Genomic DNA, 21,603 nt, shown 5'->3' with positions numbered 1-21,603 from the left:
TTAGCCCGGCCTGAGCATCGTGTGGGAAATCGCGAAAATGCGCTCTGTGCCAAGCATATAGGCCATCAGCGTTTCGCGGCGGAACAGCCCGGCATAGGCGCGATCGAGCACGTTGAGCGAGCCGGTATAGGCGCCGAAAGCCGGCATGATCATGCGGCCGCCATCGCCGGCAAAGCAACGACGCCGCACCGAACGGCCTTGCTGCACGATGCGGGCGCAAGGATGCAGGTGGCCTGATATCTCGCCTTCCACTCTCACCGCCGAAGGCTCGTGCCGGAAGAGTAGCGAGCCTATGGCCAGCTCGTGCACGGTCTCGCCTGGCAAGTCGGCCGGCGCTTCAGGATCATGATTGCCGGCGACCCAGAACCAGTCGCGCCCGACCATCAGCCCTTCCAGCCTTTGGCGAAAGCTCGCGTGCATACGTGCGGCGGCGCCGCCATCGTGAAAACTGTCGCCCAGGCTGATAACGATCGCAGGCTGATAATCGGCGATCACCGCCTGCAGCCGGAGCAACGTCGCACCGGTGTCGTAAGGTGGGACCAGCGTGCCGCGCCTGGCCAGTGATGAGCCTTTTTCCAGATGCAGGTCGGATACGGTCAGAAGCCGGAATTCGGGAAAATAGAGCACGCCGCGACGGTCGCAGATCGCGCGTTCGCCGGCGATACGGACAGCGCCCGCATCCGCCAGAGGCGCAGCCATGGCGAGCGCGACAGTCATTTCGTCCCCATGGCCTCCTCGACCAGCGTGGCTGCATCCATCAGCAGCGTGTCATCGGCCTCGCCATGCACCGGCATTTTGCCGATCTCGAGCATGATCGGCACGGCGAGCGGCGATATCTGCTCGAGGTTCTTATGCATGATTCGACCTTGGACGCGCGAGAGCATCTCGGCAAGTCTGCTGACATCCAAGAGACCGGTCGCGGCATCGGCACGCGTCGCCTGCAAAAGGATATGGTCGGGCTCGTGGCTGCGCAGCACGTCGTAGATGAGATCCGTCGACACGGTTACCTGGCGGCCGCTCTTCTCCTGCCCCGGGTGGCGTTTCTCGATCAATCCCGAGATCAGCGCGCAATTGCGAAAGGTGCGCTTCAACAACCAACTGCCGGCGAGCCAGGCTTCGAGGTCGTCGCCCAGCATGTCCTGATCGAATAGCGCAGCCAGCGACGGTTTCTTCGCCCTGAACATATGGCCCATATCGGCCAGCGACCATATGGCAAGCGCATAGTCGGTGGCGACGAAGCCGAGCGGCTTGGCTCCCGCCCTGTCGAGGCGGCGGGTGAGCAGCATGCCGAGCGTCTGGTGCGCCAGCCTGCCGTCGAACGGATAGGCCACCAGATAGTAGCGGTTGCCGCGCGGAAAGGTCTCGATCAGCAGATCGTCGCGTTTCGGCAGCACCGACTTGTCGGCCTGGAAGCGTAGCCAGTCGGCGACCTGCTCCGGCAGCTTCTTCCAGCGCTGCGGATCGTCCAGCATGGCGCGGACCTGTTCGGCCAGGTACGTCGAAAGCGGGAATTTGCCACCACCGTAATACGGCACCTTGGCGTCGCTGCCGGGTGCATTCGAGACAAAGCACTCATTCTCGCGGATACCTTCGAAGCGCAGCACCTTGCCGGCGAACATGAAGGTGTCGCCATGCGTCAGCGTTTCGAGGAACGCCTCCTCGATCTTGCCCAGAACCCGGCCGCCACGCGAAGCCGCGCCTCTGCTGCCGGCCTGGACGTAGCGGACGTTGAGCGCCGGCACTTCGATGATGGTGCCGACGTTGAGCCGGTATTGCTGGGCGACGCGAGGATTTGAGACCCGCCACAGTCCGTCCTTGTTCAACCGGATGCGGGCATAGCGCTCGTAGTTCTTTAGCGCATAGCCGCCAGTGGCGACGAAATCGATGACGCGATCGAATGTCGGGCGATCGAGATCGGCATAGGGTGCTGCCGTCCGCACCTCCTCGAACAGCGCATCAGCATGGAACGGCGCACCGCAGGCACAGCCCAGCACGTGCTGCGCCAGGACGTCGAGCCCGCCATCGACCAGCGGCGGCGTATCCTGGGCACCGAGATAATTGGCGTCGAGCGCCGCCCTGCATTCCAGCACCTCGAAGCGGTTGGCCGGTATCAGGATCGCCTTGGACGGCTCGTCCATACGGTGGTTGGCGCGGCCGATGCGCTGCGCCAACCGGCTGGCACCTTTCGGCGCGCCGACATGGACGACCAGGTCGACATCGCCCCAGTCGATGCCGAGGTCGAGCGTCGACGTGGCGACGATGGCGCGCAGGGTGTTCTCGCCCATTGCCTTTTCGACACGCCGGCGCTGCGCGACGTCGAGCGAGCCGTGATGCAGCGCGATCGGCAAGGTCTCCTCGTTGACCCGCCACAACTCCTGGAACAGCAACTCCGCCTGGCTGCGCGTGTTGACGAACAGCAGGGTTGTCTTGTGGCGCTTGATCTCGTTGTAGATTTCCGGCGTTGCGTAGCGGGCCGAATGTCCCGCCCACGGCACGCGCTCCTCCGAATCGAGAATGGAGATGTCGGGCTTGGCGCCGCCGGTGACGACGATCAGTTCGGCCATCGGCCCCGGTGGATTCTGGCTGACCAGCCAGCGCCGCAATTCGTCAGGCTCGGCGACCGTCGCCGACAGGCCTATCGTCTGCAGGGCGGGCACAAACGAGCGCAGCCGGGCCAGCCCGAGCGACAGGAGATGCCCGCGCTTCGAGGTCACCAGCGAATGCAATTCGTCGAGCACGACATAGCGCAGGTCCTCGAAGAAGCGCTTGGCATCGGGCGCAGCAATCAGCAGCGCCAATTGCTCGGGCGTGGTCAGGAGAATGTCGGGCGGCGCCAGCTTCTGCCGCTGGCGCTTGTGTGCGGGCGTGTCGCCGGTGCGCGTCTCGACGGTGACCGGCAGCCCGATTTCTTCGACGGGTTTGCCGAGATTGCGCTCGATGTCGACGGCCAGCGCCTTCAGCGGCGAGATGTAGAGTGTGTGGATGCCTCGATGCGCCTGCCCCGGCCTTCTCCTCGGCCGGCCGGCCAGTTCGGTCAGCGATGGCAAGAACCCGGCCAGCGTCTTGCCGGCGCCGGTCGGGGCGATCAGCAATACCGACTGCCCACCCTGGGCTTTGGCCAGCAAATCGATCTGGTGGGCGCGCGGCGACCAGCCCTTTTCCGCAAACCATTTGACGAATGGCTGGGGCAGGACGACGGCGGCATTCTGTTGGGCAAGGCGCGGCTGCTCTGTCACGCGCCAGAGGTAGCGCGGCAACGCGCAATCGCCAAGCAGAATCAGAACAAAAGGTGATCGATTCGCGTTACGGCCGGCGAAACCCGGTCGGGCCGCCATAGAGATAACCGATACGGGCGATCGCCTCCCCCAGTCCTTCACGCGACACCAGCATGGTGTGGCCGTTGGCGTGGATCATGGTCTCCGGGTCCGTCATGATCGCGACGTGGCCTTTCCAGAAGACCAGGTCGCCGCGCCGCAACCCGGCAAAATCCGGCCCGAGGTCGAGCGGTTCACCGACGGTCGCCGCCTGCATGTCGGTGTCGCGCAGCACTTGCCTGCCAGCCATGTGCATTGCAAGTTGCACGAGACCGGAACAATCGATGCCGAATCCGGAGACGCCGCCCCACAGATAGGGCGTGCCGAGAAACGCCTCGGCGACCGCGACGTAGTCGGGGGCAACCTCGGCGACAGGCCTGAGATGGTCAGATATGACCGCCTCGCCGGATGGCAGCAGAGCATAGTACGTGCGGCGTGTTTCAGTCGCGCCTTTCACTGTTACCGCCGATCCCATCGAGAGTTGCCCGCTGATCGGGAACCGCAAATCCGGTCCCGGATAGAGGAAAGTGCGCGGCACCGAGACAACATGCGTGGGCGCATGGTCCCGACCGCCCAGCACAGTGTCGGCGACATAGCCGACATAGCCGTCGCGCTCGGCCTGTATCCAGGCCCAGCCCTCAACGTCCTCGAAGACGAGGACGTCTTCGCCGAACAGAAGCTGGGTATCGACGCCGGCATCCGGGCGCGGAGCCTTGCGGACATCGGCGACGGAGGCTGATATGCGAGCCGGCCGGCCGGCGACGAAACGGTCGGCGGAAACCTCGCCTTTCAGCCTGGCGTCGGCGAGATCGGAGCGGAAGGCATGGAGGCGGGCATCCCTGGCGGTCAAATCGGCAACTCGTTCAAATGGGCAACTCTTGGGCTCTGGCAATGATAACATCGCCAAAGCGCTCGACAAAGAGCGCGCCTTCGACTGTACGCCTGACCAGCACGTTGCGCTTGTCGAGCTCGTCGCGGTGGCGCGACACCAGTTTCAGCGCCCCCATCGTATCGAGCGCACGGGTGATCACCGGCTTGGTGACGTTGAGGCGGGCGGCTAACCCCCGCACCGTATGTGGCGGCGGATCGAGATAGATGGTGAACAGGATCGCCGTCTGGCGCATAGTGAGATCGGGCGCGTCGTCACGCACCTCGGATAACACCACCTGTTGCCATAGTCGCAAGGCCTGGCTTGGACGCATGATAATCGACATCCGTCCAGCATGACGGAAAATTGTTTCGGTTCCGTTTCAGTCAATACCTTCGTCGGCTATGCCCGAGAATCAGCCGTAGCGGTTCGAAATGACCTGCTCCAGCGCCCGGATGCCTTGCGCTTCGCCACCGGCAAGGCCGTGCGGGCGGTCGAACGGGTTCCAGGCGAAGATGTCGACATGCGCCCAGCCGGCGGTCTTTTCCACGAAGCGCTTCAGGAAAAGCGCCGCGGTGATCGAGCCGGCAAAACCGTCCGGCGTGACGTTGTTGACGTCGGCCACCTTCGACGCCAGCTTGGCGTCATAGGGCTTCCACAGCGGCATCCGCCATAGCGGATCCTCGACCGCAACGGACGCGTCCGCCAGCTCGGATGCAAGCGTCTCGTCACCGGTATAGAACGGCGGCAAGTCAGGACCGAGCGCAACACGGGCAGCGCCTGTCAGCGTTGCCATATCGACCAGCATCTGCGGCTCTTCGTCATCGGCCAAGGCCAGGGCATCGGCGAGCACCAGCCGTCCTTCGGCGTCGGTGTTGCCGATTTCGACGGTAATGCCCTTGCGGCTCACCAGCACGTCGCCTGGCCGGAAGGCGTTGCCGGCTATCGAATTCTCGACAGCCGGGATGAGCACGCGCAGCCGAACCTTCAACCCGGTGGCCATAATCATGGAAGCGAGACCCAGCACGTTGGCAGCGCCACCCATGTCCTTCTTCATCAAAAGCATGCCCGAGGACGGCTTGATGTCGAGACCGCCTGTATCGAAGCAGACGCCCTTGCCGACCAGCGTTATCTTGGGGGCATTGTTCGGCCCCCAAATCATGTCGATCAGGCGTGGCGCGTCGGCAGAAGCCCGACCGACGGCGTGGATCATCGGAAAGTTGGCGGTAAGAAGATCGTCGCCTTTGGTCACCGATATTTCGGCCTTGTGCGTCGCGGCCAAGGTCCGGGCGGCCTTCTCCAACTGCCCGGGGCCCATATCGCTGGTCGGCGTGTTAACCAGATCGCGCGCCAGGAAAATGCCATCGGCGAGGCGGCGGATGCGGGCGGCGTCGGTGCCTGCCGGCAGCGCGAGGCGAAGCGTCTTGCCTGGCTTCTTGCCGTAGCGGGTGAAGACATAGCCGCCGAGCGCCACGGCGAGTGCCGTAAGCTCCGGCTTGGCCGGTGCGGACGCAAAATGCCACTCGCCTGCGGGCAAGGCTCTCGCTAGTGCGCCGATGGCCAGTGCGCCCTCGCCATCACCGGTGCCGAACAGGGCTCCGGCAATCGCGCCGTTGTCGCCAGGCACGATCAGCGTCCGGCCGGCCTCGCCGGAAAAGCCGTTGGCCTTGGCCCAGGCGACCGACGATGGCGCAAGGCCCGCCGCCGCCAGAGCATCCTTCGCCACCAGATGGACCGGCAGCGCATTGCTCAATTCTTTCTCGACGAGTTCGACAGGCATTTCGCTGGCCTCCGGCTTCCGAGTCGGCGTTTCTTAACTCTCCGTTAGGGTTAACAGAATATTTCTGCGGGAGGAAAGATGACCTCGCAAATGGTCACGCGCATGAACGGAGCCCTGGTGCCGATGCCGACCAACCGCAGGATGAACGCCAGCGCAAATAGGCTGATCAGCACGGCGTTGATGATGGCGCTTGCCGCAGGCGTCGCTGGCTGCGGAACCAGCAAATTGACGACTGGCTCGATTTCTCGTCCAAGCGGCAAGCCGCTGGAAACAATGTCGGCGGGCGAACTGCACAACGCTACGATGGCGCTCGGCCAGTCCTATTCGAAAAACCCCAGCGACAAGCGGATCGCGACAAATTATGCCGCGGCGCTGCAGATGGACGGCGACGCAGACCAATCGCTTGCGGTGATGCGCAAGCTGGCGATCGCCCTGCCGAAGGACCGCGACGTGCTCGCCGCCTATGGCAAGGCGCTTGCCGCCAACGGACAGTTCGAACCGGCTCTCGATGCCGTGCGCCGCGCGCAGACCCCTGAATATCCTGATTGGAAACTGGTGTCGGCGGAAGCTGCCATTCTCGACCAGCTCGGCCAAAAGGACGAGGCGCGCCAAGGCTATCGCAAGGCGTTGGATCTCAGGCCGAACGAACCGTCGATCCTTTCCAATCTCGGCATGTCGTACGTGCTGGAAGGTGATTTGCGCACGGCCGAAACCTATATGCGCTCAGCCGCCCAGCAGCCGAATGCAGATAGCCGCGTCCGCCAGAACCTTGCGCTGGTCGTCGGTCTGCAAGGCCGTTTCGACGAGGCCGAGAAGATCGCCTCGCAAGAGCTGTCGCCGGATCAGGCGCAGGCTAACGTCGCTTACCTTCGCCAGATGCTGGCGCAGCAGAATGCCTGGAGCCAGCTCAAGGACCAGGACAAGGCAAAGCCCGCCACCAACTGACCGCTTCGAGCGCCGAACCGGCGCGCGAATTCCGCAACATGTCTAGCAGAGCCGCGCTGCACCGGCAGCGTGGCCCTGAATCGTATCAGCGTTTCTGGCAACGCCGCTGGCGCTACTCGCTGCTGGATTTCGGCTGGTCGCCAAAGATGCCGCGCTGGCTCACCTGGATGCCGGCGGGACCCAGAATGATGGCGAACAGCACCGGCAGGAAGAACAGGATCATCGGCACGGTGAGCTTCGGCGGCAGCGCGGCCGCCTTCTTCTCGGCGGCATTCATGCGCATGTCGCGGCTCTCACTGGCAAGCACCCGCAACGCATGCGCCACGGGCGTGCCGTAGCGCTCGGCCTGAACCAACGCCTGGGACACCGACCTGACGGATTCCAGGCCAGTTCGGCTTGCAAGGTTCTCGTAGGCCTGCTTGCGCTCCTGCAGATAGGAAAGCTCGGCGTTTGTCAGGATGAATTCTTCCGCCAATGCCACCGATTGCGCGCCGATCTCATCGGCGACCTTGCGAAGCGCCGCTTCCACCGACATGCCGGACTCGACGCATATCAGCAACAGGTCGAGCGCGTCCGGCCACGCCATCTGAATCGATTGCTTGCGCTTGGTAGCGCGGTTGTTGACGTAGAGCACCGGCGCGTAGAATCCCGCATAGGCTACCACGATGCACACGAACAGCTTCACGAAAAGCGGCTGCTCGGGCAATCCGCCGAGCACGAACAGATACATCGCCGCCAATGCAAAGCCGATGAAGGGCAGGACGAGACGGAAGAAAAGGAAGCGCGTCAGCGGATTTTGCCCGCGAAAACCCGCCACTTTCAATTTCTGCAAGGTACCTTCATCCGCCAGCGCACGCCTGAGATCCAGGCGATCGACAATATTGCGCATGCCGACCGACTGTTCTTCGCGCAGGCCCTTGCGGCGGCGGTCGGCTTCGACTGCCAGCCGCGCGCGCTGCTTGGCGCGCAGCTCATCGCGCTCCAGCGCTACGGATTTCATGCGCGCCTTGAGCTGGTTCCCGCCAAAAGCGGGCAGCAGCGTGAAGACGGTCGCAAACACCGCGATGCCGACCAGCAGTGCGATCAGCAGGGACGGGTCGGTGAGAGTTCTGATGACGTGATCGGTCATACGCGAGTCCTAGACTTCGAAATTCATCATCTTGCGCATTACCAGGACGCCCATCGACATCCAGATGCCGGAACAACCGAGGATCAGATGGCCGGTGCTGGTGATGAAGAGGGGCATGATGTAGTTCGGGCTCGTCAAATAGACGAGAAAGGCGACGACGAAAGGCAACGCGCCGATGATCACGGCGGATGCCTTGGCTTCCATGGACAATGCCTGGACCTTGGCTTTCATTTTCTTGCGGTCGCGAAGCACGCGCGAAAGATTGCCCAGCGCTTCGGAAAGATTGCCGCCGGCCTGAGACTGGATCTGGATGACGATGCCGAAGAAGCTCGCCTCGGTGCACGGCATCGTTTCTGGCATGCGCATGGCCGCGTCAGGGATCGACAAACCCATTTGCTGCGAATCGACTATGCGGCGGAACTCGGTCTTGACCGGCTCGGGGGATTCGTTGGCGATCAGACGCACGGCGTCGTTCAGCGGCAGGCCGGATTTTACCGCACGCACGATGATGTCGAGCGCGTTCGGAAATTCGTTGAGGAACGCCTTGACGCGGTGCGCGCGGCGAAACGAGACGAACCAGCGGGGCAGACCCAAGACGCCGACCAGCAGCGCAGCCGGCAAGACCAGCAACGGTGCGCCGATGAAATAGACAAGAGCCGTCAAGACGACGCCGCAGACCGCCGAGTAGACATAGAAGCGCTCAAGCGAGATCTTCATGCCGGCCTGACGGATTTGGATCTTCAGCGGTGGTTTCTTGACCAGGCTCTGATTGGACTTTTGCTTTTGATCGAGATCCTTCAGCGAATCCTGGACGGACTTGCGACGCTTGGCCGCTTCCGCCACGCGATCGCGCGACGCCTTGACGACGGAACGATCCGTCTCGGCGGTCTTGATCGATTCAAGCCGCTTGCCGACCTGCTTCTCGGTGCTGATCCGGTTGAACAGGAAAGCATAGGCCACCGCGCCGGCGCTGAAGCCGGCGAGCACGACGAATGCCAATACGGTGCCGTCAATTCCGAACATCGACCCTGGCCCCCACGCTTCCAGACGGATCAATCAGCGCGTTTCTCCATCGCCTCGAGCGCAACCGCGAGGCGCTGCTCCTCACCGTAGTAGCGGGCGCGCTCCCAGAAATGCGGACGGCCGATGCCAGTCGACACGTGCTCGCCCAGCAGCCGGCCGTTCGCGTCCTCGCCCTTGATGTTATAGAGAACGATGTCCTGGGTGATGATGACGTCGCCTTCCATGCCGATCACCTCGGTGATGTGGGTGATACGCCGCGATCCGTCGCGCAGGCGTGCAGCCTGTATGATCACGTCGACGGAGCCGACGACGATTTCGCGCACGGTTTTTTGCGGCAGCGTGTAGCCGCCCATGGCGATCATCGACTCTATGCGGTTGAGGCATTCGCGCGGGCTGTTCGAGTGGATCGTTCCCATCGAGCCGTCATGGCCGGTGTTCATCGCCTGCAGCAGGTCGAACACTTCGGGTCCGCGCACTTCGCCGACGATAATACGTTCGGGGCGCATGCGCAGACAGTTCTTGACCAGGTCGCGCATGGTCACTTCGCCCTCGCCTTCGAGGTTGGGCGGACGGGTTTCGAGACGCACCACATGCGGCTGCTGCAATTGCAGCTCAGCTGAGTCCTCGCAGGTGATGACGCGTTCTTCGCGGTCAATATAGTTGGTCAGGCAATTGAGCAGCGTCGTCTTGCCTGAGCCGGTACCGCCCGAGATGACAATGTTGCAGCGGACACGCCCGATGATCTTGAGAATCTCGGCTCCTTGCGGAGAAATCGAGCCGAACTTGACCAGCTGGTCGAGCGTCAGCTTGTCCTTCTTGAACTTGCGGATGGTAAGTGCGGTGCCGTCGATAGCCAGGGGCGGTGCGATGACGTTGACACGGGAGCCATCAGGAAGACGCGCATCGCAGATCGGGCTTGATTCATCGACGCGGCGGCCAACCTGGCTGACGATACGCTGGCAGATGTTGAGGAGCTGCTGGTTGTCGCGGAAACGGATGCCGGTCTGCTCGACCTTGCCGTTGACTTCGATGTAGACGTTCTTGGAGCCATTGACCATGATGTCGGCAATATCGTCGCGGGCAAGCAGTGGCTCCAGCGGCCCGTAGCCCAAAACGTCGTTGCAGATATCCTCGAGAAGCTCTTCCTGCTCGGCGATGGACATCGCGAAATTCTTGATCGCGATGATGTCGTTGACAATGTCGCGGATTTCCTCGCGCGCGCTTTCGGGATCGAGTTTGGCGAGCTGCGACAGATCTATCGTATCGATGAGTGCGGCGAAGACCTGGCTTTTGGTGTCGTAGTAGGTTTCGCTCTTTTGGCGCTGGATACTTTTCGGCTCCGGGGCCAATGGCGGCGGCTCGACCGCACGGCGAACCGCCGGCGCGGCAGGCGCGCCGGATGGCGGCAGCGCCGCCGGCCTGGCAGTTACAGCCGCTTCCACAGGGTTCGCGGCCGCCGGCGCAGCAGGTGCGGGTGCTGGCTGACGGAATTCCGGAATGGTCCGGTTGCCGTCGTCGCTGCCTCTTTTACCAAACATGATCGCTTACCAATTCCACCGCTGAGGCATCACTTCTTGTTGCGCGAAAGCTTGCCGATCAGATTGCCGAGGCCAGCCTTTTTCTTCACCTTGATTTCGCTGCGCCCTGTCAGCACATGGGCGATCTCGTTGATCGTGGCGACAACCGGACTCTTGGCATCCATCTCACCGAGCATACGTCCGTTGTTCGCAGCATTTCCGAACAAAAGCGGCTCGAACGGGACGACCGACATCGGCGAAAGGCCGAGCGATTCGGAGAAGTCGGACGGCGTAATCTCAGGACGTTTCGGCACACCGGCCTGGTTGATCACAAGCTTTGGCGCGGGGTCGTTCGGACGAAGCCGCTTCAGCATGTCGACCAGGTTCTTCGTGTTGCGCAGATTGGCCAGTTCGGGCGTCGCCGTGATGACGATCTCGTCGGCCTTGACCAGCGTGTTCTTGGTCCAGCCGGCCCACACGTGGGGAACATCGAGCACGAGGAGCGGCGCGCTACGCTGGGCTATGTCGATAAGCTGGGTGAAGGCGTCGGGATCGAAATCGTAGACCCGCTCCAGGGTCGAAGGGGCCGCAAGCAGCGACAGGTGCTCGGCGCATTGGGCGAGCAGCCGGTCGAGATAGACCTCGTCGACGCGTTCCGGCGAGAAGACTGCCTCGGCAATGCCTTGCGCCGGATCCTGGTCGAAATTGATATTGGCCGTTCCGAAGGCGAGGTCGAGATCGGCGACAACCACTTCGGATTTGAAAAGGGACGACATGGCCCAGGCCACATTATGGGCTATGGTCGACGAGCCGACGCCGCCTTTGGCGCCGATGAAGGCAATCGAGCGGCCGATCGGCTCAGCTTCCGGATCAACGAAGATCGAAGACACCACGCTGACGATGTCGGCCATCGATACGGGCGCGATGACATACTCGGAAATGCCCGAACGGATGAGTTCGCGGTACAGGCCGACGTCGTTGTAGTGGCCGACAACCACCACCTTGGAGGTCGGGTCGCAATGCTCGGAGAGCTGGGCGAGTTGTTCCAGCAACAGCTTCGGCTCGCTGCGCGATTCAAGCAGGATCAGGTTCGGCGTCGGCGCCGACTGATAGAATTCGATAGCGGTGGGGATGCCCCCCATATGCACCTTCAAATGGGCCTTGGCCATGCGGCGATCCTCGCCGGCGCGCTCGACCGGATTGGCTACGCCTTCGGTCTCGCAAAATGCCTGGATCGAAATGCGCGGGATCGGCCGCAACGCCTGCATCGCGGCAAGATCCTGCTCCGAGGTTTCGCCGCCCGGTACCTCTGTGTCATAGGCAAGATTGCTCATTGTCATCACTTTCCGTGACTTGCGCGGCTTAGGGTTTGTTGAGCCTCAACACTCGTTAATATTCGACTTCCGAATTGCCGAGGAATTCGTCCGAAATACCTCTGTCACGATAGACGTCGATCACAGCACCGCGATTTTCCGCGTCGATCGGCGTCGGCTTGCGTGGCCCGATCAGATCGGACGGATTGGCCATCTGGGCAGCCAGGTTGTTCTGATACGAACAGCCGAAATCGGCATAGTGCTTGTTTTCCGAAGTCTGCAGCAGGTCTTCGGGCCAGCGACCGCATTTATCCGTCTGAGCCTTCACCGAGACGTAGGCAACACGGACCGGTGCCGACGCTTCGGCCGAAACAGACTGGTAGGACCGCATGTCGATCCGCTTCCGGCTGATGCCGCTGGCTATGGCCAGCCTGGCGAAATCGCGGCCGGCCGCGGCCGCTGCGATTTCGTTGGCTGAGCCGCTCGGAATCTCGATCGTCAGCACCGGAGCCGCGCTCCTGTCGTATCCGTCCAGAAAGCCCAGGAGCGTGTCACGCTGGGATCTGGTCATGCCACGGTCGCCGGCGCCGACCGGAAGGTCGATCTTCTGTATCTTCTCGGCTATGACGATCGGATGGGTGGTGCGATAATCGTCCGGTATGGCACCCACCGTGACGCTGTCGCGATTGGCGCAGCCGGCCAGCAATGCCGCCACCGCGATCGCCATAATGGGAACGGCCGGCCGCCAGATTCGCGAATGGACTGACCGCGTCGCGGTGATCGCCCGTGCCTTCGATGTTGCCTTAGACATGACCGCTTCCCCGCTTACTTGTAGATAAAGCCGACAACGCCGTGGTAACGGCCGTTGGGCTTGTCGGTCTGCATGGTGCCGTAGACACGGTTGACGCGGCCAAGGAAAATGCCGGCGCCATCGCTGGCGGCGTTGAAATTGTCATCCGGCTTGGCAAGATCATTGCGCGCCACCGGCTTCACCAGATAGGGCGTAATGATGATGACGAGCTCGGTCTCGTTGCGAACGAAATCCCTGCTGCGGAACAGCGCGCCAAGCACTGGAATCTTTGTCAGACCGGGCAAGCCGTTAACAGCTTGCCTGAGATCATCGCGGACAAGGCCGGCAATCATCATCGAGCCGCCCGAAGGCAGTTCCACCGTTGTGTCGGCCAAGCGCTTGCGGAGAGACAGGGCATTCATGCCCGGGCTCGTTACACCTTCGGACAAAGACACAGACCCCTCCGTTGTCGGCTCGGAAACCGAGGTTCTGACTTTCAGGCTGATACGGCCGGGAGACAGCACCACCGGCTGAAATTCCAGGCCAATGCCGTATTCGATCTTCTCGACAGAATACGTCTTCAGACCGGTCTGGTTATCATTTGATACGGCTTGGGAAACGCTGGTCACCATATTGTATTCGCCGCCAACCTTGAAGGTCGCTTTCTCGCCGGATACGGCCGTCAATGTTGGTTCGGCGAGGGTTTTCATGACACCGGACTGTTCCATGGCATTGATGTAGGCCTGCAGCGTCGAGCTGCCGATAGAGAGGCCCGAGTTCGACAGCGACTTGCCCAAACCAGTGAAATTGTCGCTTACCGCGCCCCAGCTGATGCCGTTGCTGCTGCCGTTGCCCACCATGTTGACGCCGAGCTGCTTCATCACCGAGCGGCTGACTTCCGCGACCGTCACCTTCAGCGTCACCTGGTCGTCGCCGATGATCTGCAGCAAGTTGACGATCTTGCTGACGCGGCGCTCGGCATCCGGGTTATCGATCGCGACGCCGGCTTCAGCCGAACCGCCGGCAGCGGTCTGCGAATATTGACCCGTGGTTGCCTCGCCGCCGGACACGAAAATGGTTGCCAGATCGGCCGCGCGCTTAGCGTCCAGAGGAGTGTCCACGGTTCCGGTCAGAACGACGTTGTCGTTCAGCAACTCGACCTTAACCTCCGATGACGGGATGAAGCGTTTGATATAATCCTCCAGCCCGGCAACGTCACGTTCGACCGCTAGGTCAAGGCTGACGATCTGCTCGCCATTCGGGCCAAAGACGAAGATATTTGTCTCGCCGACCGCCTTTCCAAACAGATAGATGCGCCTAGCAGTGCGGGTCACCGCGTCGGCTACAGCGGGGTTGGCGACGAGAATGTCGTAGGCATCGCTCGGGAGGTCGATGACCACCGACTTGTTCAGTCCGAGCTTGACCCGCTGGGTGGCGGTCGAAGCCGTCACCCTGGCATTGCCCGCCGCACTGGCATCGACAATGCCATATGCATTCGTTCCAAGGAGAAACAGGCCGATCGCCGCAGCCAGGATGAGCGGCAGTTTGGTTTTTAGCCTCATTTCCTTGCCCCCACTTCGGAAACTTCGCCCGACTTGATCAGCCGCACGGTTCCGCGCCGGCCATTGCCGGAAACCAGGTAATCGGCTTCGCCCACATTCTTGTCCTGACTGTCCTTGATCGAGCGCAGCGCCAATGTCAGGCGATCCGCCATCTGCTGTGCGACGGTGATGATCTCGGACTGCTGCGGCGTCAGTTCCAGGGTGGCGGTCTGGCCAACCCTGGTCTTCTTACCTTCCTCGTCCTCCTGAATGGTCTGGTCGATCGCCAGGACGCGAATGTTCTTCAGGATAGTTTCGGTCGTGAAGCCCGGACCACCGCCATTGGCGGGATCGGCTCTGCGGGTCATGATGACGTCGACGAAATCGTTGGGAAGAATAAAGCCACCGGCCGAGGTGTCGGCCGAGATGCTTGTGGCAACGGCCCGCATGCCGGAGGGCAGGATCGACGACATGAAGCTTTGCCCTTCACCGATCAGCTTCGAGCGCCGCAGCGGCTCGCCGGCGTAGAGCGCCACGCGAGCGACGGCGCCCTTCAGCTTGTCCAGCGCTTCAGGCTCGGCGGCGCGGGTGATGAAATTTGCGTTGATGCCGGCGGACGGCCATGACTCCCAGGAAATGTTGTTTTCAAGCGGACTGCCCATCGGAACGTCGCCGGAAAGGACAAGCACATCCTGCAGCGCGATCGCCGGCGCCTGAGGACCGGAATCGACAACCGGAGGCGGCGGAGCCACGACCATGTTCTTCGCGACATAGCCTGCACCACCGGCCGCGGCTATCGCCACGCTCAGAATAATCAATCGGGATGCTGGCATCTGTCCGAACCTCGCCTTGGCAAACCACGTAGCCAAGCGGGACTTTGCAGCGGCAATCGTCAAAACAAGGTTAATGTTATACTTACGATCGTGATTAATTTAACGTTTATATAAATTGGACCGACAAGCCCGGCCCGAAGGAAAACGTGGTCAACTCGCCTGCTCGGCGCCAAAGGCGTAAAGCGAAATTCAGCCCGCCAGCCTGGTAAGTGCCCAGGCCATCAATGGCGAGTCGGAATAGGTGAGCAGACCGCCAATGCCAAGCGCGATGCCGTACGGAACGCCGGTCGCCTCATCGGCGAAATGGCGCAGGAACGGATTGTGGCTTGTGACGGCGGCAAGCGGCGATTTTCGATAGGCGAGGATGGCTAGCGTCAGCAGGCCGCCGATGAATGTCGAGGCGACGAGGTATTCGATGAGATGGATGTTCAGTCCCATCCACATGGCAGTGGCAGCCAGAAGCTTGGCGTCGCCGCCGCCCATGCCGCCCAGCGCGAACAGGCCGAACGTCACCGCGAGAACCAGGCCGGCGGCGGCGAAATGCCAGCCATAGGTGGCCCAGTCCATACCGGTCAAAGGCGCAACCAAGGCGAAGACAACCACAAGCAACACCGGCACGCGATTGGCGATCGTCATCGAAAGCATGTCGGAGATCGCGGCAAAAAGCATGCAAAACGGAAACACGACGAAGATCAAGGCTTCAAGCATCGGCGCGCCTATGACCCAATTGCATCTGGCCCCAACCTAATCCTATTCGATTAACGACTGATGAGGCCTAAGTTTCAAATCATACCAGGACTAAATAAGGGCCGCCAGAGCGGCGGCCCTTATTTCAGAACAACCGAACCCGTTACGGTCAGCTACCGTTCACCTTGGTGGAGATGGCGGTGAACTTGGCGTTCAGCGAGTTGCCGAGCTGGCCGGCGCCGACCATGATGGCGAGTGCGATAAGAGCGGCGATCAGACCGTATTCGATAGCGGTCGCGCCGGATTCGTCCTTCACAAAACGTGCGATGAGGTTAGACATTCGAGCTCCTACTCCAATTGTTACAGCACTTCCGTCAACTTCTCTTGGTGGCTGATCGGATACTGCGAATCTAAGGAGAAGCTGTTTCAATCGGCTTAATAAACAGGCTTACCGATTCCTTTCCCGCTTCGACGACATTGCGTGGTTAACCCAGAACTAAAATACCCGCCGCCAGGCCACCGGGCTGACAAAGGCGCAAAAGGCGCAATTCGGCAAAGACGTTCCAGCCGTGCCGGCTAGGCCCAATGCCGGTTCCGGTTTGATCCTGAACTCCAGCCGCTTAACGGTTGGTTCACCAATCTCGTTCATGTTCTGTTGAACAGTTTGCCAGGGGGCGCCTCAATGGCCGGGCCGAGATCATCATTTCCAGTTGCCGTGCTTTTTGCCGCAGCGGCTTTCGCCTTTCCAGCCAAGGCCGGCGCCGGCATCGAGGTGACGATGAACCAGGCAAAGATCATCAAATTGTCGCGCGCCGCCGATACGATTGTCGTCGGCAATCCGGCGATCGCCGACGCCTCCGTGCAGGACGCATCGACGATCGTACTGACCGGCAAGGGATTTGGCGTCACCAATCTCGTCGTCCTCGACCAGGAGGGCAACCCGATCGTCGATGAGCAAATAACCGTCGTGCGCCAGGCAGCGTCGTCGGTGCGCATCTATCGGCGTTCCGAAGTACAGACCATGTCCTGCGCGCCATATTGCGAAAGCTCGTATAAGAGCGATGCCGAGAAGGCCTCTGAAGCCGAAATGAGCGCCGCGCATTAGTAGCCGACGTCTCCGTCTTTGGCGAGTACGTGCTTCGGTTATCGCCGGGTTAAGGCCTTCCCGTTGAATTTAACGGTCATTCCAACCGGACTTCAATCGGTTCCGACTAAGGGTGGGACCGATACAGAAGCGGCATCGGCGGGCAGAGGACATGAGCAAGGCAGGACGAGCAGGTTCTCCAAGACGGTTTTTGGGCGACCGCCGCGGAAGCACGGCGATCGAATTCGCCATGCTTGCAATTCCTTTCGCGCTTCTTGTCTTCGCCATCCTGGAGAGCTGCATTTCTTTTGCCGCACAGGAAGTGATGGCAAACGCAACCGACGACATCGCGCGCCAGCTGCGTACCGGCCAACTAAGACCGGCCGATGTGTCCGGGACCAAGCTGCGGGATATGATCTGCACCAAATTGGAGATCATGGTCGCCAAGACCTGTCCCGGATTGCTGGTGGACTTGCGCGAATATCCGACCTTCGCCGATGCGGCGCTGGCCGGTTTCAAGATCCAGGATGGCGACGTCGTGCTGACCAAGGGCACGAGCACACAGACCTTCACCGTCGCACCTGGCCTGGCGGAGTCGAGAAACATGCTGCGTGTTTTTTACAAATGGCCGGTGATGACCGACTTCATGGCCAAATCGATGGCCAACCTGAAGGACGGCAAAACGCTGCATTTTGCTTCGATCACTTGGCAGAACGAGCCGTTCGACAACTGAACCACGTAGTCGCTTGAAAAGGGCAAAGCCATGATTCGTGCGGGGGCACAGCTGGGCATCGCAGGGATTTGTACAAGAGCAGTCCGGCTTTGCTCGGACCGCCGCGGTATTGCGGCTGTCGAGTTTGCCCTCATCGTGCCTGTCCTGTTGATCATGTACTTTATGACAATGGAGGCCTCGCAAGCCATCGAGACCAGCAAGAAGGTCAGCCGCATCGGCAGCATGGTAGCGGACCTCGTCACGCAGCAGCAGACCGTCAAGGCGGCCGATGTCGATGCCATCATGGCGATCGGCAGTTCCACGCTCCAGCCCTACAACCGCTCGAAACCGAAGATCATTATCACGGCGATACAGGTGACGAACGAGACGTCGCCGAAAGTCCTGGTCGTGTGGTCGCGCAAACTGGTCGATGGCGTCTCTAGCGTCGACGCGGTCAAGGATTCCACCACAACGGTCCCGAGCGCGCTCAAGATCAAAGGCACGTTCCTCATTCGGGTCGAAAGCGATCTCGCCTACAAGCCAATCATCACCTGGTCGGCGGACGGCCAAAGCCGGTTCGGGTTGAGCTCGGTCTTCAATTCGATATCGATGGCGGAGACTTATTATCTGCGGCCGCGCAGGAGCCCGACCATTCCGTGCAGCGATTGCTGACGCCTGAAGCCCGCTAACCGGTCTGTTGCTATTGCTTGCGACCACGGGCCGAGACTAGACGCACGATGGCTGCAGCCAGCACATAGTCCCTCGGACCGGCAACGGTTCGGCGACGATACCGATACGGAACGTTCCGATAACATCGCGCCAATCGGCTCGCGCCAGGTTTGTGCAAGACGCATCCAGCAGCAAAGCCAGTACGGCGGCGAATGCTGTCAGGGCAAGCCTCATGCGAGCTCCGCGCCGCGCATTTCCATCCGCGGATCGACCATGCCGCGATTCGTCTCTCCGGGACCAGCACGCCAAGCCGTGCCGTTGGGTTTCCGAATTGCCAATGGCGGCGCGGAACCCTATGTCTGAGCCAACGCACAGGCAATGATGAACCTTTCGATGGCACGCGCCTTCCTTTTTGTCCTCGACTCCTTCGGCATCGGCGGCGCGGCCGATGCCGAACGTTATGGCGACACCGGCTCCAATACGTTCGCACACATCGCGCGGGCCTGCGCAGAAGGCCGCGCCGATCGCGAAGGCCTGCGTGCCGGACCCCTTCTTGTACCAAACATGCTCGCGCTCGGCCTCGGCCAGGCCGCGGCAACGGCGACGGGTTTCAGGTTCGAGAATGCCGGCAGTGCGCCGCTTGCCGCCGCCTTTCACGGCGCGGCCCAAGAGGTTTCGAGCGGCAAGGACACGCCATCGGGCCATTGGGAAATAGCCGGCCTGCCGGTCCGTTTCGACTGGGGTTACTTCCCAGACAAGATTCCCGCCTTTCCGGCCGAGTTGACCGAAGCAATGGTGCGTGAAGGGAAGGTGCCTGGCATCCTCGGCAATTGCCATGCTCCGGGCACCGAGATTATCGAACGGTTCGGCGAAGACCACATCCGCACCGGCAAGCCGATCTGCTACACCTCGATCGACTCCGTCCTGCAGATCGCCGCGCATGAGGTTCATTTCGGCCTGCAACGGCTTTACGAGTTCTGCAAAGTGGTGCGCAGGCTCGTCGATCCGCTGAATATCGGCCGCGTCATCGCGAGGCCGTTTATCGGTGAAACCGCCGCCACGTTCGAGCGAACGCATAATCGTCGCGACTATGCCGTACCGCCGCCGGAACCGACGCTGCTCGATCGGCTGACGGCGCGCGGCAGCCGGGTTATCGCGATCGGCAAGATCGGCGACATTTTCGCCCATCGGGGGATCTCGGAAGTCCGCAAGGCTGCCGGCAACATGGCGATGTTCGACAAAACGCTTGGTGCCATGGAAGACGCCCGCGACGGCGACCTCGTCTTCGCGAACTTTGTCGACTTCGACACCGAGTTCGGGCATCGGCGCGACGTTGCGGGATATGCCGCCGCACTCGAAGCTTTCGACCGGCGCCTGCCCGAGGCATTCGCACGGCTGAGGCCAGGCGATCTGCTCATTTTGACCGCCGATCACGGCAACGATCCGACGTGGCGCGGCACCGACCACACGCGCGAGCGTATTCCGATTATCGGGACACGGCCGGGTTTCAAAGGCGCAGACATCGGACTGAGGACAACATTTGCCGACATCGGCGAAACCGTGGCCGAACATCTCGGGCTGGCGCGCGGCCGTTACGGCACCTCCTTCCATGCCACGATAGGTGGCCATGCCTGAGCTGCCGGAGGTAGAGACAGTCAGGCGCGGTCTGCAGCCGGCCCTTGAAGGTGCCCGCATTGTCGGTGTCGAGGCACGCCGGCCGGATTTGCGGTTTCCGTTCCCCGAGAGATTTTCGGAGCGGCTGACCGGCAAGACGATTGCGGCGCTCGGCCGCCGTGCCAAATATCTGACAATGCACATGGACAACGGCCCGGTTCTGATCTGCCATCTCGGCATGTCGGGTTCGTTTCGCATCGAAACGGCCGACGAGAGCGCAACGCCCGGCGCGTTCCACCACGAACGTTCGAAAAACACTGCTCACGATCACGTCGTCTTCGACATCGCATCCCCTGCCGGCGTCCGCTCTCGCGTGATCTTCAACGACCCGCGCCGCTTCGGGTTCATGCTGTTTTCGGAAGGCGAGCCCGACATGCATCCGATGCTGGCGGGATTAGGCGTCGAGCCTACAGGCAACGCACTGGACGGCGCGCTGCTCGCTTCGTTGCTGAAAGGTCGCAAGTCACCGCTGAAAGCGGCACTTCTGGACCAGAGGCTGATTGCCGGGCTAGGCAATATCTACGTCTCGGAAGCGCTTTGGCGGGCCGGCCTGTCGCCGCTGCGCGAAGCGGGCACCCTCGCGAGAGCCGGCAAGAAAGCCAAAGAGCAGAGCGAACGCCTGGCCGAAGCAATCCGCTCGGTCGTCGCCGATGCGATCGCCGCCGGCGGCTCGTCGTTGCGCGATTATATGCAGACCGATGGATCGCTGGGCTACTTCCAGCATTCCTTCGCGGTTTACGATCGCGAGGGGGAAGCCTGCTCCAAGCCTGGTTGTGGCGGCCACATCGAGCGTATCGTGCAAAGCGGTCGTTCGACTTTCCACTGCCGGGCCTGTCAGGCTTGAACCAGAAGCGAGGAGGAGCAAAGCATGGGCTATGAAACCATCATCGTCGAAACCCGCGGCAAGGTCGGGCTGATTACGCTGAACCGGCCGCAGGCGCTCAACGCGCTGAATTCACAAGTGCTGGCGGAACTGGTCGCGTCGGTGAATAGCATGGGCGCCAATGCCGACATCGGCGCCATGGTCATCACTGGTTCGGAAAAGGCTTTCGCGGCAGGTGCCGATATCAAGGAAATGCAGTCCATCTCCTATGTGGATGCCTATCTGCAGGATTTCTTCGTCGGCTGGGAAGAATTTACGCGGGCACGAAAGCCGATCATCGCGGCGGTGGCGGGCTATGCGCTGGGGGGCGGCTGCGAACTGGCGATGATGTGCGACTTCATCATCGCCGCCGACACCGCCAAGTTTGGCCAACCCGAGATCACGCTGGGCGTCATGCCCGGCATGGGCGGATCGCAGCGCCTGACCCGCTTTGTCGGCAAGTCGAAGGCGATGGATATGTGCCTGACGGGTCGAATGATGGACGCAGCCGAGGCCGAGCGTTCCGGCCTTGTCTCGCGCGTGGTGCCAGCCGGCGAGTTGATCGAGGAAGCGCTTAAGGCAGCGTCCAAGATCGCTGGTTTTTCCTTGCCGTCGGTGATGATGGCAAAGGAGGCCGTCAACCGCGCCTATGAGACGACGCTCACCGAGGGTCTGCGGTTCGAGCGCCGGCTATTTCATTCGCTGTTTGCGCTGGATGACCAGAAGGAAGGCATGGCGGCCTTCAGCGGCAAGCGGAAGCCGAATTTCACGAACCGATGAGATGACGAAGGCGCCGGTCAAAAAGAAATCGCTGCAGCGTTGACGCGCCGGAAAAGCTGAACTATAAGCCGCACCAACCGAG

General features: G+C 61.6%; 21 protein-coding genes and 1 pseudogene. 7 read left to right on the top strand and 15 right to left on the bottom strand.

Annotated elements, in window-relative coordinates; translation table 11 throughout:
- The 5 genes from pdeM to NKJ55_RS03160 all read right to left on the bottom strand — a co-directional run bounded on the left by pdeM (position 1) and on the right by NKJ55_RS03160 (position 5,962).
- The gene (pdeM, locus tag NKJ55_RS03180; RefSeq protein ID WP_352448625.1) at positions 1-717 is read right to left on the bottom strand and encodes a ligase-associated DNA damage response endonuclease PdeM; all 717 of its coding nucleotides are present in this window, start codon (positions 715-717) and stop codon (positions 1-3) included.
- Positions 714-3,236 (bottom strand): ligase-associated DNA damage response DEXH box helicase, encoded by a 2,523-nt coding sequence (locus NKJ55_RS03175; protein WP_352448682.1) that lies wholly within the window; start codon positions 3,234-3,236, stop codon positions 714-716. The genes pdeM and NKJ55_RS03175 overlap by 4 nt, the downstream gene beginning before the upstream one ends.
- A 67-nt stretch (positions 3,237-3,303) precedes the next feature.
- Positions 3,304-4,164: a C40 family peptidase gene (locus NKJ55_RS03170; RefSeq protein WP_352448624.1), complete on the bottom strand. Its 861-nt coding sequence runs from the start codon at positions 4,162-4,164 to the stop codon at positions 3,304-3,306.
- A gap of 13 nt (positions 4,165-4,177) precedes the next feature.
- Positions 4,178-4,528: a MarR family winged helix-turn-helix transcriptional regulator gene (locus NKJ55_RS03165; protein WP_023676939.1), complete on the bottom strand. Its 351-nt coding sequence runs from the start codon at positions 4,526-4,528 to the stop codon at positions 4,178-4,180.
- 69 nt (positions 4,529-4,597) lie between these two features.
- Positions 4,598-5,962 (bottom strand): leucyl aminopeptidase family protein, encoded by a 1,365-nt coding sequence (locus tag NKJ55_RS03160; RefSeq protein WP_352448623.1) that lies wholly within the window; start codon positions 5,960-5,962, stop codon positions 4,598-4,600.
- A 123-nt stretch (positions 5,963-6,085) separates the two neighbouring features.
- Between NKJ55_RS03160 and NKJ55_RS03155 the strand changes: the two genes are divergently transcribed.
- Positions 6,086-6,907, top strand: a complete 822-nt coding sequence (locus NKJ55_RS03155; protein ID WP_352448681.1) for a tetratricopeptide repeat protein — start codon at positions 6,086-6,088, stop codon at positions 6,905-6,907.
- Between the two features lie 112 nt (positions 6,908-7,019).
- On the opposite strand, the gene NKJ55_RS03150 is transcribed toward NKJ55_RS03155, so the two are convergent.
- The 9 genes from NKJ55_RS03150 to NKJ55_RS03110 all read right to left on the bottom strand — a co-directional run bounded on the left by NKJ55_RS03150 (position 7,020) and on the right by NKJ55_RS03110 (position 16,080).
- The gene (locus NKJ55_RS03150; RefSeq protein ID WP_023676936.1) at positions 7,020-8,036 is read right to left on the bottom strand and encodes a type II secretion system F family protein; all 1,017 of its coding nucleotides are present in this window, start codon (positions 8,034-8,036) and stop codon (positions 7,020-7,022) included.
- 9 nt (positions 8,037-8,045) lie between these two features.
- Positions 8,046-9,059 (bottom strand): type II secretion system F family protein, encoded by a 1,014-nt coding sequence (locus tag NKJ55_RS03145; protein ID WP_023676935.1) that lies wholly within the window; start codon positions 9,057-9,059, stop codon positions 8,046-8,048.
- A gap of 29 nt (positions 9,060-9,088) precedes the next feature.
- A complete protein-coding gene (locus NKJ55_RS03140; RefSeq protein ID WP_352448622.1) occupies positions 9,089-10,597 on the bottom strand; it encodes a TadA family conjugal transfer-associated ATPase in 1,509 nt (502 codons plus the stop codon).
- A 29-nt stretch (positions 10,598-10,626) separates the two neighbouring features.
- Complete coding sequence (locus NKJ55_RS03135) at positions 10,627-11,910, bottom strand: CpaE/TadZ family protein (RefSeq protein WP_352448621.1); 1,284 nt, start codon at positions 11,908-11,910, stop codon at positions 10,627-10,629.
- Positions 11,911-11,965: 55 nt separating this feature from the next.
- Positions 11,966-12,700, bottom strand: a complete 735-nt coding sequence (locus NKJ55_RS03130; protein WP_352448620.1) for a CpaD family pilus assembly protein — start codon at positions 12,698-12,700, stop codon at positions 11,966-11,968.
- Positions 12,701-12,714: 14 nt separating this feature from the next.
- Complete coding sequence (locus NKJ55_RS03125; protein WP_352448619.1) at positions 12,715-14,241, bottom strand: type II and III secretion system protein family protein; 1,527 nt, start codon at positions 14,239-14,241, stop codon at positions 12,715-12,717.
- Positions 14,238-15,053, bottom strand: coding sequence for a Flp pilus assembly protein CpaB (gene cpaB / locus NKJ55_RS03120; protein WP_023676931.1), 816 nt, complete (start codon positions 15,051-15,053; stop codon positions 14,238-14,240). The genes NKJ55_RS03125 and cpaB overlap by 4 nt, the downstream gene beginning before the upstream one ends.
- Positions 15,054-15,242: 189 nt before the next feature.
- Positions 15,243-15,761 carry an A24 family peptidase gene (locus NKJ55_RS03115; RefSeq protein WP_352448618.1) on the bottom strand — a complete coding sequence of 173 codons (519 nt, stop codon included), beginning with the start codon at positions 15,759-15,761 and terminating at the stop codon, positions 15,243-15,245.
- Between the two features lie 148 nt (positions 15,762-15,909).
- Positions 15,910-16,080 (bottom strand): Flp family type IVb pilin, encoded by a 171-nt coding sequence (locus NKJ55_RS03110; protein ID WP_023676929.1) that lies wholly within the window; start codon positions 16,078-16,080, stop codon positions 15,910-15,912.
- A 342-nt stretch (positions 16,081-16,422) separates the two neighbouring features.
- On the opposite strand from NKJ55_RS03110, the gene NKJ55_RS03105 reads away from it, so the two are divergent.
- The 3 genes from NKJ55_RS03105 to NKJ55_RS03095 all read left to right on the top strand — a co-directional run bounded on the left by NKJ55_RS03105 (position 16,423) and on the right by NKJ55_RS03095 (position 18,208).
- Positions 16,423-16,845, top strand: coding sequence for a pilus assembly protein N-terminal domain-containing protein (locus tag NKJ55_RS03105; RefSeq protein WP_352448617.1), 423 nt, complete (start codon positions 16,423-16,425; stop codon positions 16,843-16,845).
- Positions 16,846-16,996: 151 nt separating this feature from the next.
- Positions 16,997-17,557 (top strand): TadE/TadG family type IV pilus assembly protein, encoded by a 561-nt coding sequence (locus NKJ55_RS03100; RefSeq protein WP_023676927.1) that lies wholly within the window; start codon positions 16,997-16,999, stop codon positions 17,555-17,557.
- Between the two features lie 30 nt (positions 17,558-17,587).
- Positions 17,588-18,208: a TadE/TadG family type IV pilus assembly protein gene (locus tag NKJ55_RS03095; protein WP_352448616.1), complete on the top strand. Its 621-nt coding sequence runs from the start codon at positions 17,588-17,590 to the stop codon at positions 18,206-18,208.
- 102 nt (positions 18,209-18,310) lie between these two features.
- Here the strand turns inward: NKJ55_RS03095 and NKJ55_RS35570 are convergent.
- Positions 18,311-18,439: pseudogene (locus NKJ55_RS35570) on the bottom strand (phosphate/phosphite/phosphonate ABC transporter substrate-binding protein); the annotation flags it as partial.
- Positions 18,440-18,598: 159 nt separating this feature from the next.
- On the opposite strand from NKJ55_RS35570, the gene NKJ55_RS03090 reads away from it, so the two are divergent.
- The 3 genes from NKJ55_RS03090 to NKJ55_RS03080 are packed head-to-tail and all read left to right on the top strand — an operon-like array spanning position 18,599 to position 21,521.
- Complete coding sequence (locus tag NKJ55_RS03090; protein WP_352448615.1) at positions 18,599-19,840, top strand: phosphopentomutase; 1,242 nt, start codon at positions 18,599-18,601, stop codon at positions 19,838-19,840.
- On the top strand, positions 19,833-20,723 hold the full coding sequence (mutM, locus tag NKJ55_RS03085; RefSeq protein ID WP_352448614.1) for a bifunctional DNA-formamidopyrimidine glycosylase/DNA-(apurinic or apyrimidinic site) lyase: 891 nt from the start codon (positions 19,833-19,835) through the stop codon (positions 20,721-20,723). The genes NKJ55_RS03090 and mutM overlap by 8 nt, the downstream gene beginning before the upstream one ends.
- Positions 20,724-20,747: 24 nt before the next feature.
- On the top strand, positions 20,748-21,521 hold the full coding sequence (locus tag NKJ55_RS03080; RefSeq protein ID WP_352448613.1) for an enoyl-CoA hydratase: 774 nt from the start codon (positions 20,748-20,750) through the stop codon (positions 21,519-21,521).
- Positions 21,522-21,603 lie beyond the last annotated feature (82 nt).

The organism is Mesorhizobium sp. M0106, from assembly GCF_040322715.1.
In the GTDB taxonomy this organism is placed as follows: Bacteria; Pseudomonadota; Alphaproteobacteria; order Rhizobiales; family Rhizobiaceae; genus Mesorhizobium.
The sequence above is the reverse complement of the archived record's forward strand: the minus strand, read 5'-3'. Positions and strand labels throughout refer to the sequence as shown.